This window comes from Agilicoccus flavus, assembly GCF_014857905.1.
Lineage (GTDB): Bacteria > Actinomycetota > Actinomycetes > Actinomycetales > Dermatophilaceae > Agilicoccus > Agilicoccus flavus.
Window position 1 is genome coordinate 475503 of record NZ_JACYXE010000002.1, and the last position, 16534, is coordinate 492036.

The 16534-nt window shown below is 75.2% G+C and carries 14 protein-coding genes; all 14 read left to right on the forward strand.

Translation table 11 applies throughout. The features are described from left to right. Positions 1 to 28: 28 nt before the first annotated feature. On the forward strand, positions 29 to 1594 hold the full coding sequence (locus ICW24_RS05605) for a UDP-N-acetylmuramoyl-L-alanyl-D-glutamate--2,6-diaminopimelate ligase (RefSeq protein WP_226344724.1): 1566 nt from the start codon (positions 29 to 31) through the stop codon (positions 1592 to 1594). Next, entirely contained in the window at positions 1591 to 3081 is a 1491-nt protein-coding gene (locus ICW24_RS05610; RefSeq protein ID WP_226344725.1) for a UDP-N-acetylmuramoyl-tripeptide--D-alanyl-D-alanine ligase, read from the forward strand. Before ICW24_RS05605 ends, ICW24_RS05610 begins: the two co-directional genes overlap by 4 nt. Beyond that, the gene (gene mraY, locus ICW24_RS05615; RefSeq protein ID WP_226344726.1) at positions 3078 to 4169 is read left to right on the forward strand and encodes a phospho-N-acetylmuramoyl-pentapeptide-transferase; all 1092 of its coding nucleotides are present in this window, start codon (positions 3078 to 3080) and stop codon (positions 4167 to 4169) included. The genes ICW24_RS05610 and mraY overlap by 4 nt, the downstream gene beginning before the upstream one ends. Then, positions 4166 to 5722, forward strand: a complete 1557-nt coding sequence (murD, locus tag ICW24_RS05620) for a UDP-N-acetylmuramoyl-L-alanine--D-glutamate ligase (protein ID WP_226344727.1) — start codon at positions 4166 to 4168, stop codon at positions 5720 to 5722. Before mraY ends, murD begins: the two co-directional genes overlap by 4 nt. Before the next feature lie 52 nt (positions 5723 to 5774). Continuing rightward, entirely contained in the window at positions 5775 to 7031 is a 1257-nt protein-coding gene (ftsW, locus tag ICW24_RS05625) for a putative lipid II flippase FtsW (protein ID WP_226344728.1), read from the forward strand. Continuing rightward, on the forward strand, positions 7028 to 8149 hold the full coding sequence (murG, locus tag ICW24_RS05630; protein WP_226344729.1) for an undecaprenyldiphospho-muramoylpentapeptide beta-N-acetylglucosaminyltransferase: 1122 nt from the start codon (positions 7028 to 7030) through the stop codon (positions 8147 to 8149). The genes ftsW and murG overlap by 4 nt, the downstream gene beginning before the upstream one ends. Further along, complete coding sequence (gene murC / locus ICW24_RS05635) at positions 8146 to 9606, forward strand: UDP-N-acetylmuramate--L-alanine ligase (RefSeq protein ID WP_226344730.1); 1461 nt, start codon at positions 8146 to 8148, stop codon at positions 9604 to 9606. The genes murG and murC overlap by 4 nt, the downstream gene beginning before the upstream one ends. Before the next feature lie 245 nt (positions 9607 to 9851). Next, entirely contained in the window at positions 9852 to 10517 is a 666-nt protein-coding gene (locus tag ICW24_RS05640) for a cell division protein FtsQ/DivIB (protein WP_226344731.1), read from the forward strand. Between the two features lie 304 nt (positions 10518 to 10821). After that, on the forward strand, positions 10822 to 12222 hold the full coding sequence (gene ftsZ / locus ICW24_RS05645) for a cell division protein FtsZ (RefSeq protein WP_226344732.1): 1401 nt from the start codon (positions 10822 to 10824) through the stop codon (positions 12220 to 12222). A gap of 239 nt (positions 12223 to 12461) precedes the next feature. Continuing rightward, positions 12462 to 13256, forward strand: a complete 795-nt coding sequence (pgeF, locus tag ICW24_RS05650) for a peptidoglycan editing factor PgeF (RefSeq protein WP_226344733.1) — start codon at positions 12462 to 12464, stop codon at positions 13254 to 13256. Then, positions 13253 to 14002, forward strand: coding sequence for a YggS family pyridoxal phosphate-dependent enzyme (locus tag ICW24_RS05655; RefSeq protein WP_226344734.1), 750 nt, complete (start codon positions 13253 to 13255; stop codon positions 14000 to 14002). The genes pgeF and ICW24_RS05655 overlap by 4 nt, the downstream gene beginning before the upstream one ends. A 144-nt stretch (positions 14003 to 14146) precedes the next feature. Then, positions 14147 to 14803 (forward strand): cell division protein SepF, encoded by a 657-nt coding sequence (locus ICW24_RS05660; protein ID WP_226344735.1) that lies wholly within the window; start codon positions 14147 to 14149, stop codon positions 14801 to 14803. Between the two features lie 60 nt (positions 14804 to 14863). Further along, complete coding sequence (locus ICW24_RS05665; RefSeq protein WP_226344736.1) at positions 14864 to 15163, forward strand: YggT family protein; 300 nt, start codon at positions 14864 to 14866, stop codon at positions 15161 to 15163. A gap of 147 nt (positions 15164 to 15310) precedes the next feature. After that, complete coding sequence (locus ICW24_RS05670; RefSeq protein ID WP_226344737.1) at positions 15311 to 16489, forward strand: DivIVA domain-containing protein; 1179 nt, start codon at positions 15311 to 15313, stop codon at positions 16487 to 16489. Positions 16490 to 16534 lie beyond the last annotated feature (45 nt).

Sequence of the window (16534 nt, forward strand, 5' to 3'; positions counted from 1 at the left end):
CAGTCTCCGACCCCCTCACGTCACGCCGGTGCCACTGTCCGATCTCCTCGCCGCCGTCGCCGGGATCCGGCTCGGTGCGGGGGTGGATCCCGCTGGAGTGGCCCTCACCGGGGTGGCCCTCGACAACCGCGCCGTGCTCCCCGGCGACCTGTACGCGGCGCTGCCCGGGGCCAACGTCCACGGGGCCCGCTTCGCCGCCGCCGCCCTGCAGGCGGGCGCGGTGGCGGTCCTCACCGATCCCGCCGGGGCGGCGCTGCTCGCCGAGCAGCCCGGGGCGTCGCCGGCGACGGTCCTCGTCGCGGACGACCCGCGGGCCGTGCTCGGGGGCGTGTCCGCGCGGGTCTACGGCACCGACCGCCCCGGCGGCGCGCCGCGCATCGTGGGCATCACGGGCACGAACGGCAAGACGACGACGGCCTACCTGCTCGAGGCCGCCCTGCGCGGCGCGGGCCTGAGCACGGGCCTCATCGGCACGATCGAGACGCGCGTCGCGGGCCGGAGCGTCCCCAGTGCGCGCACGACCCCCGAATCCCCGGACCTGCACGGCCTGCTCGCGCTCATGGCGGCCGAGGGGGTCGACGTGTGCGTCATGGAGGTCTCGAGCCACGCCCTCGCCCTGCATCGGGTCGACGGGGTCGTCTACGACGCCGCGGCGTTCACGAACCTCAGCCAGGACCACCTCGACTTCCACGGCTCGATGGAGGCGTACTACGCCGCGAAGGCGTCGCTGTTCACGCGGCAGCGCTCCCGCGCCGGCGTCGTCGTCGTCGACGACGCGTGGGGGCGCCGCCTCGCCGACGAGGCCGAGGTGCCCGTGACCACGCTGTCCTCCCGCGCGGACGTCGAGGCCGACCGGCACGTTGCGCTCGACGTCCCCGCCGGCGCGCCCGTCGTCCTCACCGGGGCGTCGGGGCCGGAGGGCGACCTCGTGGTCCGGCAGGCGCTGCCGGGCGGGCACAACCGGATCAACGCGGCGGTCGCCGCCCTCCTCCTGCGCCTGCTCGGGGTCGAGGACGTCACCGCCGCCACCGACGCGGACGTCACCGTCCCCGGGCGGATGGAGCACGTCGACCTCGGCCCCGGCGCCCCGGACGTCTACGTCGACTTCGCCCACACGCCCGAGGCCATCACCGCGACCCTGTCGGCCCTGTCGGCGCAGGCGGCGCGGTCGTCCCCGGGTTCGCCGGTCGTGGCCCTGCTCGGCGCGGGGGGCGACCGTGACGCCGGCAAGCGTCCCCTCATGGGCGCGGCCGCCGCCCGCGGGGCCGACGTCGTCGTCGTCACCGACGACAACCCGCGCCGCGACGACCCGGCCCGGATCCGCGCCGCCGTCCTGCGCGGGGCCCGCGAGGCCGCGGGCGCGCCCGGCGCCGCCGCCCCCGACGCGTGCTACGACGTCCCGGGCCGCGAGGCGGGCATCGAACGGGCCCTGACCGAGGCGGGCGCCGACGGCGTCGTCGCGCTGCTCGGCAAGGGGCACGAACGCACGCAGACCATCGGCGAGCAGGTGACGCCGTTCGACGACCGCGAGGTGGCGCGCCGGGCCTGGGCCCGGCGCTCCGCCCGGCTCGCCCGGCCCGGGGAGGCCCGATGATCCCGCTCACTCTCACGCGGATCGCCGACGTCGTCGGCGGCCGCCTGCACGGCGCCGACGCCCTCGTCGACGGGCCGGTCGTCACCGACTCCCGCGAGGCCGGCCCGGGCTCCCTCTACGTCGCCCGCGTGGGCGAGCGGGCCGACGGCCACGACTTCGCGGCCGCGGCGGCGGCGGCGGGCGCCGTCGGCGCCCTGACCACCCGCCCTCTGCCCGACCTGCCCTGCGTCGTCGTCGACGACGTGCAGGAGGCCTTCGCGGCGCTCGCGAGCGAGGTCATCGCCTGCGTCCCCGGCCTCACCGTCGTCGGGGTCACCGGGTCGTCGGGGAAGACCACGACCAAGGACCTGCTCGCGGCGGTGCTGGCTCGGCACGGCGAGACCGTCGCCAACGTCGGCTCCCTCAACTCCGAGGTCGGCGTCCCGCTCACGGTCTGCCGCGTCACCCCCACCACCCGTGTCCTCGTCCTCGAGATGGGCGCGCGCGGTCTCGGCCACCTCACGTACCTCACCGACATGACGCACCCGCGGATCGGCGTCGTCCTCAACGTCGGGTCCGCCCACGTGGGCGAGTTCGGCTCGCGCGACAACATCGCCCGCGCCAAGGGCGAACTCGTCGCGGCCCTGCCCGCCGGCGGCCTCGCCGTCCTCAACGGTGACGACCCCCTCGTGGCGGCCATGCCCGTGCCCGACGGCGTCCGCACGGTGTTCACCGGGCGCGGGTCGGGCCCCGCCGAGGGCGGCGACGAGGCCAACCCGGACCGGTCGGGCCGGGTCACCGCGGCCGATGTCCGGGTCGACGACCTCGGCGCCGCCTCGTTCACGCTGCGCGCCGGCGGACCGGACGGGACCGGCGTCCCCGTGACGCTCGGCGTGCTCGGCGAACACCAGGTCGACAACGCCCTCGCCGTCGCCGCGGTCGCCCTCGAGGTGGGCATGGCGCTTCCCGACGTCGCCGCCGCCCTCGGGCAGGCCCGACTCGCGAGCCGGTGGCGCATGGAGCGGCACGAGCGCGCCGACGGCGTGAGCGTCGTCAACGACGCCTACAACGCCAACCCCGAGTCCATGGCCGGCGCCCTGCGCACGCTCGCCCGCATGGGAGGCGCGCGCCGGACGTGGGCCGTGCTCGGGGCCATGCTGGAACTCGGACCCTCGGGTCCCGACCTGCACCGCGAGATCGGTAGTCTCGCCCACGACCTCGGGATCGACGAGGTCCTGGCCGTCGGGGCGGACGCCCGGCCGGTGCAGGACGGGGCCGCCGCGGGCAGGACCCCGACACGGGCCCGCTGGGTCCGGGACACGCAGGAGGCGTACGCGGTGCTGGAGGACGAGTTGCGCGCGGGAGACGTCGTGCTGGTCAAGTCGAGTCGGGACGCGGGCCTGCGGGACCTCGGCGACCGCCTCGTCGAGTCCGGGGGGCGGGGCGGGCGCGACGACCGGACCGCTCGCCCGGCCGGTCGGGCCGCCCAGGACGAGGTGGCCTCGTGACCGCCGTCCTCGTGGCCGTGTCCGTCTCGCTGCTCGTCGGCCTGTTCGGCACCCCGCTGTACATCAAGTTCCTCGTGCGCCGCGGGTACGGGCAGTTCGTCCGCGACGACGGGCCGACGACCCACCACACCAAGCGCGGCACCCCGACGATGGGCGGCGCCGTCATCATCGCCGGCTGCGTGCTCGGCTACCTGCTCGCCCACCTCTCGACCCGCACCCCGATCAGCGCGAGCGCCCTGCTCGTCCTCTTCCTCATGGGCGGCCTCGGCCTCGTCGGCTGGCTCGACGACTACATCAAGATCTCGAAGGCCCGCAGCCTCGGCCTGCGGTCGTGGCAGAAGCTCGTCGGCCAGCTGCTCGTCGGCACGGTCTTCGCGGTCCTCGTGCTGCGCTTCCCCGACGCCCACGGCGCGACCCCGGCGTCCACCTCGATCTCGTTCGTCCGGGACACCTCGCTCAACTGGCTGACGTTCGGCCCCGTCGTCGGGCTGCTGCTCTTCGTGCTCTGGATCAACCTCATGATCGCGGGGACGAGCAACGGGGTGAACCTCACCGACGGGCTCGACGGCCTCGCCACGGGCGCGACGGTCCTCGTCTCCGCGGCCTACATCCTCATCAACACGTGGCAGTTCAACCAGAACTGCCAGCGGGCGAGCGGGCTGACCGCGAACTGCTACCCGACCCCGCACAGCCACGACCTCGCCATCCTGTCGGCCGCCCTCATGGGCGCGTGCATCGGCTTCCTGTGGTGGAACGCCTCGCCGGCCAAGATCTTCATGGGCGACACCGGATCGCTCGCCCTCGGCGGGGCGCTCGCCGGCCTCGCCATCACGAGCCGCACCGAGCTGCTCATCGTCATCCTCGGCGGGCTGTTCGTCATCATCACGCTGTCCGTCATCATCCAGGTGGCGTCGTTCAAGATGACCCGCAAGCGCGTCTTCCGGATGGCGCCCCTACAGCACCACTTCGAACTCGTCGGCTGGAACGAGGTCACCATCGTCATCCGCTTCTGGATCGTCGCCGGCCTGTGCGTCGGCCTCGGGCTCGGCCTCTTCTACGCGGAGTGGGCCGTCGGGAGCGGGCAGTGACCGCCCCGGCCCCGCGCGAGGGGCTCGACCACGGGGGAGCGGACTGGGCGGGCCTGCGGGTGCTCGTCACCGGACTCGGCGTCAGCGGCTTCGCCGCCGCCGACGCGCTGCTCGAACGCGGCTGCGAGGTCCGGGCCGTCGACGCCGGCTCCGCCCCGGCCATGACCGAGCGGGCCCGGATCCTCGAGATCCTCGGCGCCGAGCTCCTGCTCGGTGAGTCCGGCGCGGCCGCCGGCGCCGACGAGGCGGCCCGGGAGCGCACGCTGCGCGGCATCGACCTCGTCGTGACGTCCCCCGGTTGGCGCCCCGACACCCCCCTGCTCGTCGCCGCGGCCGAGGGCGGGATCCCCGTGTGGGGCGAGGTCGAGCTCGCCTGGCGGATGCGTCCCCGCGAGAACCCGGCGCCGTGGCTCACCGTCACCGGCACGAACGGCAAGACGACCGTCGTGACGATGCTGGCCACCATCCTGCGCGCGGCCGGCCTGCGCGCCACCGCCGCCGGGAACGTCGGCACCCCGCTGCTCGAGGCCGTGCTGCACCCCGACCCCTACGACGTCATCGCCGTCGAGCTGAGCAGCTTCCAGCTGCACTGGCAGGAGTCCGTCTCGCCGCTGGCCTCCGCGTGCCTCAACATCGCGCCCGACCACCTCGACTGGCACGGCGGGGCCCAGGCCTACCGGGCCGCGAAGGGGCGCGTCTACGCCCGTACCCAGGTCGCGTGCGTCTACAACGAGCAGGACCCGGACACGATGCACCTCGTCGAGGAGGCTGAGGTCGTCGAAGGCTGCCGCGCGGTCGGGTTCACCCTCGGCGTGCCCGCCCGGTCGATGGTCGGCCTCGTCGAGGACGTCCTCGCCGACCGCGCGTTCGTGGAGGAACGCGCGACGAGCGCCGCCGAGATCGGCACCCTCGCCGACCTGGAACGGGCGGGCGTTCCGGCCGCGCCCCACGTCGTCGCCGACGCGCTCGCCGCCGCGGCGCTCGCGCGGGCCGCCGGGGTGCCCCCGGCCGCCGTGCGGAACGGGTTGCGCGCGTACGAGGCCGAGCCGCACCGCATCGCGACGGTCGCGCGCCACGCCGACGTGACGTGGGTCGACGACTCCAAGGCCACGAACACCCATGCCGCGGCCGCCTCGCTCGCGACGTACGAACGCGTCGTGTGGATCGCCGGCGGGCTGCTCAAGGGGGCCGAGGTCGACGACCTCGTCGCCGACGTCGTCCCTCGGCTGCGCGGGGCCGTCCTGCTCGGCGCGGACCGGGACCGGATCGCCGCGGCTCTGGCCCGACACGCGCCCGATCTCCCCGTGATCGACGTGACCCGGACCGACACTGGGGCGATGGACGAGGTCGTCGCCCGGGCAGCCACGCTCGCGCGGCCCGGCGACGTCGTCCTGCTCGCGCCGGCCGCCGCGTCGATGGACATGTTCCCGAACTACGGCGCGCGCGGGGACGCGTTCGCCGCCGCGGTCCACCGCCACGTGGCCTCCTCGGGCGGCCCGGGCGGCTCGGACGGCACTGGCGGCACGGGCCCGAGCGAGGCCCCGCGGGAGTGAGGCGGCGCGGACCGGCAGCACGAACGACGACGCGAAAGGGGTGCGACGCCCGGTGAGCACGACATCCGAGCGCCCGGCGCGGGTCCGGCCCCCGGCGGGCAGCGGCCCGCCCGAGCCGCACCCGGTCTGGCAGCGGCTCGAATCGCCCCTGTCGACGTACTACCTGCTCGTCTCCGTCATCGGCATCCTGCTGTTCATCGGACTCGTCATGGTGCTGTCGGCCTCGTCCGTCACGAGCATCCGCCGCGGTGACGCGTCCTACGCCGTCTTCCTCAAGCAGGCCCAGTTCGCCGTCATCGGCCTCGTCGGCGCGTTCGTGGCGAGCCGACTGCCGATCCGCGCGTGGCGCCGCCTGTCCCTGCCCGCCCTCGTGGCCGCGATCTCGCTGCAGCTGCTCGTCTTCAGCCCGCTCGGCAAGGAGGTCAACGGCAACCGCAACTGGATCGAGGTCGGGTCCATCGGCGTGCAGCCGTCCGAGCTGGGCAAGCTCGCCCTCGTCCTCTTCGGGGCGACGATCCTCGCGAACAAGCGGCGCCTCCTGCACCGGTGGCGGCACGCGATCGTCCCCCTCATCGTGCCCGCCGGCGGATTGCTCGTCGGCCTGGTGCTGCAAGGGCACGACCTCGGCACCGCGCTCGTCCTCATCGCCGTGCTCGCCGGGATGATGTGGGCGGCGGGGATCTCTGGTCGCCTGTTCGCCCTCGCCGGCGCGGTCGGAGCCGCTCTGGCCGGCGCGATGGTGCTCGTCAGCGGCAACCGCATGGATCGCATCGACCAGTGGCTGTCGTGCTCGGACGTGCAGCAGTGCTGGCAGAGCACCCACGGGCAGTGGGCCCTCGCCGACGGGGGGCTCGGCGGGCTCGGCCTCGGTGGCAGCCGCGAGAAGTGGCAGTGGCTCCCCGAGCCGCACAACGACTTCATCTTCGCGATCATCGGCGAGGAGCTCGGTATCGGCGGCACGCTCATGGTGCTGGTCCTCTTCGCGCTCCTCGCGCTCGCCTGCTACCGCATCGTCATCCGGACCAACGACCCGTTCGTCCGCGTCGCGACGGCCGGCGTCATGACGTGGATCCTCGTGCAGGCGACGATCAACATCGGCGCCGTCATCGGACTTCTCCCGGTCATCGGCCTCCCGTTGCCACTCGTGTCCTCGGGCGGGTCGGCCCTCGTCACGACCCTCACCGCGCTGGGCATGGTCGTCTCCTTCGCCCGCAACGAACCCGCCTGCCGTCGCGCGCTCGACGCCCGCCCGGGGGTGCTCGACCGCTCGTTCGCCGCTCTCACCGCACGCCGAAGGGCCCGCCGATGACCACCGCGCCGTCCGACCCCGGACCGGGCCTGCGTTCCGTCCTCCTCGCGGGCGGCGGGTCGGCCGGTCACGTCTCGCCGCTCCTCGCCCTCGCCGACGCCTTGCGACGCGACGATCCGAGCACGACCGTGACCGCGCTCGGCACCTCCGCCGGACTCGAGGCGCGCCTCGTGCCGGAGCGCGGCTACGAGCTGCGCACGCTCCGCAAGGTCGTGTTCCCGCGGCGCGTGTCCGGCGCGGCGCTGCGCCTCCCGCGAGACCTCGCCGCGGCCGTGGCGGAGGCCGGGCGCGCCATCGACGAGACGGGCGCGCAGGTCGTCGTCGGCTTCGGCGGCTACGTCAGCTCGCCCGCCTACCTCGCCGCGGCGCGGCGCGGCCTCCCGATCGTCGTCCACGAGCAGAACGCGCGGCCCGGGCTCGCGAACCGGCTCGGGGCCACGCTGACGCGGCGCGTCGCCACGACGTTCGCCTCGACCCGGCTGCCGCACGCGCGGGTCGTCGGGATGCCGCTGCGGGCCGAGATCGCCGGGCTGGACCGGGCCCGCGAACGCGCCGCGGCGCGCGCCGGGTTCGGCCTCGAGCCGGATCGACCGACGCTGCTCGTCACCGGCGGGTCGCTCGGCGCCGCCCGCCTCAATTCCGCCTTCGGGGCCGCCGCGGCCGACCTCGTCGCCGCCGGGGTGCAGGTCCTGCACCTGACCGGCGCCGGGAAGGAGTTCACCCCCGACGTGCCGGCGGGCGCGGGGTACGTCACCCGCGCCTACGCCGACCGGATGGATCTCGCGTACGCGGCCGCCGATCTCGTCGTGGCCCGCTCCGGCGCGAACACCGTCTGCGAGCTGACAGCGGTCGGCCTCCCGGCGATTTTCGTCCCGCTGCCGATCGGCAACGGCGAACAGCGGCTCAACGCGGCCGGGGTCGTGCAGGCCGGGGGAGCGCTGCTCGTCGAGGACGCCGACGTCGACGCCGCCTGGGTGGGTCGGGAGGTCGTCCCGTTGCTGTCCGACCCCGACCGCGTGGCGGCCATGGCCGCCGCGTCGGCCGGGCAGGGGCGCCCGGGCGCCGACGAGGCGCTCGCCGCGATGGTCCGCGAGGCGGCCCGGGGCGGCCGACGATGACGCTCCCCCAGACCCGATACGACGTCACCGCCGAGCCGATCCCGGTCGGCGACCTGGGGCGCGTGCACGTGCTCGCCGCGGGCGGGGCCGGCATGTCGGCGGTCGTCCGGCTCCTGCTCGACGCGGGGCTGTCCGTGAGCGGCTCGGACGCCGCCGACTCGCCCCTGCTGGAGGCGCTGCGCGCCCGCGGGGCACGCATCGACGTCGGGCACGACCCCGCGCACGTCGCGGGCGTCGACACGCTCGTCGTCTCCTCCGCGATCCGCGACGACAACGTCGAGCTCGTCGCCGCCCGCGCCGCCGGGGTGCGCGTCCTGCACCGCGCCTCCGCCCTCGCCTGCCTCATGGTGGGTCGTCGCGGCGTCGCCGTCGCGGGGGCGAACGGCAAGACGACGACGACGTCGATGCTCACCGTCGCGCTCCTGGAGGCCGGCGTCGACCCGTCGTTCGCCATCGGCGGCGAGCTCGCGGCCCTGGGCACGAACGCGCGGCTCGGGGACGGCGACGTCTTCGTCGTCGAGGCCGACGAGTCCGACGGCTCGTTCCTCGCCTACCGGCCCGCGGTGGCCGTCGTCACCAACGTCCAGCCCGATCACCTCGACCACTACGGCACGTACGAGGTCGTGCAGGAGGCGTACGCGGCGTTCGCGCACAGCGTCGACGCCGACGGCCTCGTCGTCGTGTGCGCCGACGACCCGGGTTCGGCCCGGTTGGGCGGCCGGCTGCGCGACGCGGGTCGTCGCGTCGTCACGTACGGCACGTCCGGGTCGGCCGACCTACGCCTGACCGACCTGCACTGGGAGGGCCTCACCGGGCGCGCCACCCTCTCCGGCCCGCTGGCGCCGGCGGGGGCCGGGCCGCGGCTGACGGTCCGGCTGCCGGGCGAGCACAACCTGCTCAACGCCGCCGGCGCCTACCTCGCCGCCGTGGCCGGCCTGGGCGCCGACCCGGCCCGGGTGCTCGCGGGGCTGTCCGCCTATTCGGGGACCCGCCGCCGCTTCGAGTTCCGGGGCGAGGTCGAGGGCATCCAGGTGTTCGACGACTACGCGCACAACGCGGGCAAGGTGGCCGCGGTGATGTCCGCCGCGCGGCGCCTCGCCGGCGGACGCCGCCTCGTCGCCGTGTTCCAGCCGCACCTGTACTCGCGCACCGCCGATTTCGCGGCGGAGTTCGGCCGCGGTCTGTCGGTCGCCGACGTCGTCGTCGTCCTCGACGTCTACGGCGCCCGCGAGGACCCGGTGCCGGGCGTCACCGGTGAGCTCGTCGCGGAGGCCGCCCGCAGCGCCGGCACGACCGCGCAGGTGCACTTCGTCCCGGAGCGCGCGCGGGCCGCGGCGGCCGTCGCCGCCCTGCTGCGCCCCGGCGACCTCGTCCTGACGGTCGGTGCCGGGGACGTCACCGCCATAGGGCCGCAGATCCTCGACCTCGTGGGGAAGAACGGGTCGAGTCCGTCGTAGAGGGGAAGGTCGTCATGGGGAGTCGTCAGGCGGGGGTCGCCGGGACGTCGGGGGGAAGGGTCGTCGCCGATCTCGCGCGCCGTGCCCGTGGGGCGAGGGCCGGGGCACGCACGGTCGCGGCGTCGTCGCGCGGCGTTCCGGCGTCCGGTGCGCGTCGGGCCGGGGCGGCCCGGCGTGGCGGGGCCGCGCTGCGGGCCGCGGCCCTCCGGGCCCTGGGGTGGCCGTGCCGGGAACCGCGGAAGGCCGTGGCGGTCGGCGCCTCGTTCACGGCGGTGGCGGGCGCCTGTGTCTGGGCGGTGTGGTCGGCCCCCTTCCTGCGGGTCTCCGACTACGACCTCGAGGCAGTCCCGGCGTCCGAGCGGACCGCCGTGGGCCGCCTCCTGGCGGACGTGAAGGGTCAACCTCTGATTGAGGTCGACGTCGAGGGCTGGTCCTCGCGCATCGCGTCGGCGGGTCTGGTCCGGGACGTCGTCGTGGTCCGGCAGTGGCCCGCCACCGTGGCCGTGGCGGCGGCGCCGCTCGACCCTGTGATCGCCGTCCCCAAGCCTGGACGTCGAGTCGAACTCGTGACCGCCGACGGCGCCACCTTCGAGCGCGCGGGCGCCGCCCCGAAGGGGGTGCCGACCCTCGACGTCACCGGCGCCGTCACGGCCCAGGCGCGGGCCTCCGCCGTCGCCGCGTCGGCCGCTCTCTCCGCAGCTCGGCGCGCCGAGGTGGACTCCCTGACCGTGGACGGATCGGGGTCGGCGCGACTCCGGTTCGGCGACATCGGGGTGCTCTGGGGCGACGGCGAGGACGCCCGACTCAAGGCGGCGGTCGTGGACGCACTCCTCGGCACGCCGGGGGTCGCCACCATCGACGTGAGTGCCCCGCTCACCCCCGCGACGACGACGCGCGACGGTCGGTCCTGACCGGGGCGCGTCGGTCGGCCTCACGTCGAGGTCGAGACTTACCGAACACTGACCCGGGCTAACTGGACCTGCCCGGTCCGTCGCGTAGGATGAGCGCGAAAGTCGAGACGTCACAGCAACAGACGCGGTCCCTCCACCGTCGCTCGAGGTTGCGGGTTCTCGCAGGTGTCGCCCGGTGTCGGCGATCGTGCTCCCGGGGCTCCCGGGCGCGGTCCGCTCCGGAGGGCGTCTCGCGCGGGGCCGGCCCACGGTGCGATCGGGAAGGGGCGGCCCAGACCCATTCGTCCCAGGAAAGGCCCCCAAGGTGGCAGCACCACAGAACTACTTGGCCGTCATCAAGGTCGTCGGCATCGGCGGCGGTGGGGTCAACGCGATCAACCGCATGATCGAGGTCGGCCTCAAGGGCGTCGAGTTCATCGCGATCAACACCGACGCGCAGGCGCTGCTCATGAGCGACGCCGACCTCAAGCTCGACGTCGGCCGCGAGCTCACCCGGGGGCTGGGGGCCGGCGCCGACCCCGAGGTCGGCAAGAAGGCCGCCGAGGACCACGCCGAGGAGATCGAGGAGGCCCTGCGCGGGGCCGACATGGTCTTCGTCACGGCGGGCGAGGGCGGTGGCACCGGCACCGGTGGCGCGCCCGTCGTCGCCAAGATCGCCAAGTCGCTCGGAGCCCTGACGATCGGCGTCGTCACGCGCCCGTTCACGTTCGAGGGCCGTCGCCGCGCCAACCAGGCCGAGTCGGGGATCGGCGCCCTGCGGGAAGAGGTCGACACCCTCATCGTCATCCCCAACGATCGGCTCCTGTCGATCAGCGACCGCGCCGTCAGCATGCTCGACGCCTTCCGCAGCGCCGACCAGGTGCTGCTCTCGGGTGTGCAGGGGATCACCGACCTCATCACGACCCCCGGCCTCATCAACCTCGACTTCGCCGACGTCAAGTCGGTCATGCAGGGTGCGGGATCGGCCCTCATGGGCATCGGCTCCGCCCGCGGCGATGACCGCGCGGTCCAGGCGGCCGAGCTCGCCATCAGCAGCCCGCTGCTCGAGGCGAGCATCGACGGTGCCCACGGCGTCCTGCTCTCCATCCAGGGCGGCTCCGACCTCGGCCTGTTCGAGATCAACGAGGCCGCCCGCCTCGTCCAGGAGGCCGCCCACCCCGAGGCCAACATCATCTTCGGCGCGGTCATCGACGACGCCCTCGGCGACGAGGTGCGCGTCACCGTCATCGCGGCCGGCTTCGACGCGGGCGGTCCCCACCGGCGTGGTGAGGACCGCGGGCAGGCGCCGGCCCCGGAGCAGCGCCGCGCGCCGGCCGGCGGTGCGGCCCCGCAGCAGCAGCGTCCGGTTCCGGGCGGCGGGCCGAGCCAGGGCCAGTACGGCGGTCAGCAGTTCGGTGGTCCGGGGTCCTACGGCGGGCAGCGCCCGCCGGCGGCCGAGCCCGCCGTCCAGCGCCTCGCCCCGCCGGAGCGCGAGCCCGAGCCCGAGCCGCGTCGTCCGCGCCCCGAGCAGGTCCCGGCCGGTCAGGGCTTCCGCCCGCAGCAGGGCGACCGGTCCGGGCGGGGTGGGGCCGAGCAGACTCCGGCCCGCGGGGACGCCGTCGAGAGCGAGACCCCGGGGCGCCCGGCCACGCCGGTCACCCGCCCCCCGCGGACGGTCACGTTCGACGAGGGCGACGACCTCGACGTGCCCGACTTCCTGAAGTAGGCCCGCCGCCCGACGCCGGATGCGGCCCGGTCCGGTAGGTCCGGGCAGCTCAGGTGAGTCAGGCGGGCCCGCACACGGTCACGGCCTTCCCGACGGGGCCGACGGTCGCCACGGCGACCGTCGGCCCCGTCGGCGTCCCCGGCCCGGTCCACCCCCGGGTCGGAGGCCGGGCCGCGGCGCCGGGCCGCTCGCCCGGTGCGTCCCGGGCGGGGCCCGGTCCCCGGTCGTAGGGTGAGGCGGTGTTCTTCTGGCGCGAGCAGATCGAGGGTGGCGACCGACCGGGGCCGGCGGGCGCGCCCCCGCCCGGGGGTCACCCCGGGCCGGCGCACGGGTCCGGCGTCGACTGGGGGTTCACGTCGACCGGCCGGGGCGCGGGCCGCGGGGAGTACGGCGCGTTCAACCTCGGCGGTCACGTCGGCGACGACGCCGGCGCGGTCGAGTCGAACCGGTCCGAGCTCGCGCGGGCCGTCGGGGTGCCGCGGTCGCGGCTGCTCTTCATGAACCAGGTGCACGGCACGGACGTCGTGCGCGTCGACGGTCCGTGGGACGGGGCGGCGCCGGCGGCCGACGGGCTCGTGACGACCGACCCCGACCTCGCGCTCGCCGTCCTCGTCGCCGACTGCGTCCCGGTCCTGCTCGCCGACGTCGGGCGCGGCGTCGTGGGGGTGTTGCACGCCGGGCGGCCGGGCATGATCGGCGGCATCGTCGCGCGCGGGCTGAAGGCCATGGCGCAGGCCGGGGCGCGCGACGTCCGGGCCGCCGTCGGCCCCTCGATCTGCGCCCGCTGCTACGAGGTGCCGGCGTCGATGCGCGACGAGGCCGCCGCGGTGAGCCCCGCGAGCGCGGCCGTGTCCTGGACCGGCACGCCGGCGATCGACGTCGGCGCCGGCGTGGTCGACCAGCTCGCCCGCGAGGGCGTGCCGCTGACCTGGGTCCCCGGGTGCACGCGGGAGACCCCCCACCTGTACTCCTATCGTCGCGCCGCCCGGACGGGCCGGTTCGCGGGGGTGGTCCGCGCGTGGAGCGCCGCGTGAGCGCCGACGCCGGGACGGTCACGCCCGCCCGGCGCGCCGAACTCGCCGACGGCCTGGCCCGGGTCCGCGACCGTGTCGCGGCGGCCGAGCGTGCCGCCGGCCGCCCCCCGGGCGACGTCCGGCTCGTCGTCGTCACGAAGTTCTTCCCGGTCTCCGACGTCGTCGCCCTGCTCGAGCTCGGGGTGGACGACATCGGCGAGAGCCGGGACGACGAGGCGGCGGCCAAGGTCGCGTCCCTCGCCGAGATCGGCGCGCGTCCGAGCGTGCACTTCGTCGGCCAGGTCCAGTCCCGCAAGGCGGCTTCGGTCGCCGGCTACGCCGACCTGGTCCACTCGGTGGACCGCGCCAAGCTCGTCACCGCCCTGGACCGGGGCGCGCAGGGGGCCGACCGGGTCCTGCCGGTCCTCGTCCAGGTCGACCTCGACCCGCCGACGCCCGACGCGGGCGACGGCTCGCCGTCCCGCGGCGGAGTCTCTCCGCAGGGGGCTCGTGCCCTCGCCGACGCGGTGGCGCAGGCGCGGGGGCTGCGGCTGCGGGGCGTCATGGGCATCGCGCCCCTCGGCGCGCCGCCCGCGCCGGCCTTCGCCCGGCTCGCGGAACTCGGGCGCGAGATCGCCGCCGACCACCCCGGCGCGGACGTCGTGTCGGCCGGAATGAGCGGCGACCTCGAGGACGCCGTCGCGGCCGGCGCGACTCTTGTGCGTGTCGGCAGTGCAATCCTCGGGCCGCGTCCCCCGCGTGGTTAAGTGTGGGGGCATGGCCGTGTCCGGTGCCGGGCCGGAGCTCGGCAGGGTCCGCCACAGTGACGTGCGAGGGCTGCGAGTGCTCCGAGAACGGCAACGGCGGCCACGGCGGACCACGTACGACAGATATCGAGCAAGGAGCGCGTGATGGCTGGGGCCCTGCGCAAGACGATGGTGTACCTCGGGCTGGCCGAGGAGGACGACCGTTACGAGCGTTACGACGACGAGGAGTCCGATGCGCGCGACCGGCACGTCGCGTCGACGTCGACGGCGACGCAGCGCGATCGGGTCGAGCCCATCGTCCGGTCCGAGCCCCGCACCGAGCGCATCGTGCGCGAGGAGCCCGCGCCCGAGGCGCGCCACGACGGCGAGCCCGCGCCGGCCAAGGTGCGCGGCGGGGCCCACGTTGCGCGCGTGGCGCCGGCCCGCGAGGATGAGGCGCCCGCCCGGCGCGCGGAGGTCACCCCCCTGCCGCGTCGTACGCCGGTCGCAGAGGTCGTCGACGACGTGGAGGTCACGGGAGTGCATCGCATCACCACCATTCACCCGCGCACGTACAACGAGGCGAAGAACATCGGTGAGAGCTTCCGCGACGGCACGCCGGTCATCATGAACCTCAGCGACCTCGACGACGCCGACGCCAAGCGTCTCGTCGACTTCGCGGCGGGTCTCGTGTTCGGGCTCCAGGGCACGATCGAGCGCGTCACCAGCAAGGTGTTCCTGCTCTCGCCCGCCGACGTCGAGGTCACCTCGCACGGCAACGACCCGAAGAACACCGGCCGGGGCCTGTTCAACCAGAGCTGATTCGGGCCGGCGGCGCGCCGACCCAGGTGCCCCCCAGCCTGTACCCGCATACTTTCTCGCATGTCGGTTCTGTTCAGTGTCCTCGCCGTGGCCGGTCAGGTGTACATCTGGGTGCTCATCGCCCGCCTCGTCATCGAGTGGATCCAGGTGTTCGCCCGCGACTGGCGACCCAGCGGCCCGCTCCTCGTCGTGTGCGAGGGGATCTACTCGGCCACCGATCCGCCCCTGCGGGCCCTCCGCAAGGTCATCCCGTCCCTGCGGCTCGGCAGCATCGCGCTCGACCTCTCGTTCGTCGTTCTCCTGCTCGGGTTGTCGCTGCTGGTAAGCTTTTTGAACAGACTTGCGTTGTCCGTCGCCTGATCGCCGGCCAGAGGACGAGCCCCATCGGGCGTCCTCGGAGGGGGCTCCTTGTGGTGATCGGTGCGGACACGCTGCCGGGGGGCAGTCGGGTCACATTCGCAGGGGCGGCACCGCGTGCGGGCCGCTGTCGATCGATGAGGGGACGAGATGGCGCTCACGCCTGAAGACGTTCTGAACAAGAACTTCACGGCCACGCAGTTCCGCCGGGGATACGACGAGCAGGAGGTCGACGACTTCCTCGACGAGGTCGTCGCCGAACTGCGTCGCCTCGGTGCCGAGAACGCCGACCTGCGGCGCGACGGCGGTGCACCGGACGCGTCCGCCGCCGCCGGGGTCGTGGCCGTGCCGGCCGACGACGCGGACGAGGCGGAGCGGTCCCGGCGCGTCGAGGAGGCGGAGCGGGAGGCGGCGGAACGCATCACGCGCGCCAAGGCCGACGCCGAGAAGATCGAGCGCGAGGCGGAGCAGCGCATCACGGCCGCGAAGGCCGAGGCCGAGAAGACCGAGGCCGAGCTCGCGCAGCGGGTCTCGGCGGCGGAGGAACGGGCCGCGCAGGCGGAGTCCGCCGCGCAGGAGCAGGCGGCGTCGGCCGCGCAGCAACAGCAGGTGGCGGCCACCGGGCAGCAGGCCGCCGCGCAGCCGGCCCCGAGCGGGGCGCAGGACGCCGCCGCGGTCATCGCCCTGGCCCAGCGGCTCCACGACGAGTACGTCTCGCAGGGTCAGGCGGAGCACGACCGGCTCGTCGGCCTGGGCGCGCAGCAGCGCGACAAGCTCATCGGCGACGCGCAGGCGCGCCACGACGAGCTGATCCGCACGGGCGAGGCCCGACACGGCGAACTCGTCAACGGCGCCCAGGAGCAGCACGACCGCCTCGTCGGCCAGGCCAAGGCCGAGCACGACCGCATGATCACGGAGGCCCGGGAGCGGTCCACGGGGATGCTCGCCGAGGCGCAGCAGCGCAAGCAGGTCGTCGTCGGCGAGCTCGAGCGCGAGCGGGCCGACCTCGATCGGTCCATCAGCGAGATGCGCACCTTCGAGCGCGACTACCGCGGTCGCCTGCGGGGGTTCATCGAGGGGCAGCTCGAGCACCTGTCGTCGACGGCCCCCATCGTCCCGGACGCCGCAGACGCGACCGACGCCGACGTGCCGCCCGCCCAGTGTGGGGACGCCGAGACGGAGCAGGCCGACCGGTCGACCCCCGTCGAGCAGGGCGAGCAGCCGGAACAGGTCGAGCAGGCCCCTGAGGGGGACACGGGCGACGACCGCCACGTCGACCGGGTCGACCGGGACCACCACGACGAGCAGGACGGACACCACCAGGGCTGAGGCCCGGTCCGGCCCGATCGGGGTGCCTCCCTTCCGGGGCGGCGC

Excerpts from the sequence above, each read along its gene's own strand:
- ICW24_RS05610 (WP_226344725.1), top strand. The coding sequence starts at position 1,591 with ATGATCCCGCTCACTCTCACGCGGATCGCCGACGTCGTCGGCGGCCGC.
- murC (WP_226344730.1), top strand. The coding sequence starts at position 8,146 with ATGACGCTCCCCCAGACCCGATACGACGTCACCGCCGAGCCGATCCCG.
- ICW24_RS05660 (WP_226344735.1), top strand. The coding sequence starts at position 14,147 with ATGGCTGGGGCCCTGCGCAAGACGATGGTGTACCTCGGGCTGGCCGAG.
- ICW24_RS05670 (WP_226344737.1), top strand. The coding sequence starts at position 15,311 with ATGGCGCTCACGCCTGAAGACGTTCTGAACAAGAACTTCACGGCCACG.
- murG (WP_226344729.1), top strand. The coding sequence starts at position 7,028 with ATGACCACCGCGCCGTCCGACCCCGGACCGGGCCTGCGTTCCGTCCTC.
- ICW24_RS05665 (WP_226344736.1), top strand. The coding sequence starts at position 14,864 with ATGTCGGTTCTGTTCAGTGTCCTCGCCGTGGCCGGTCAGGTGTACATC.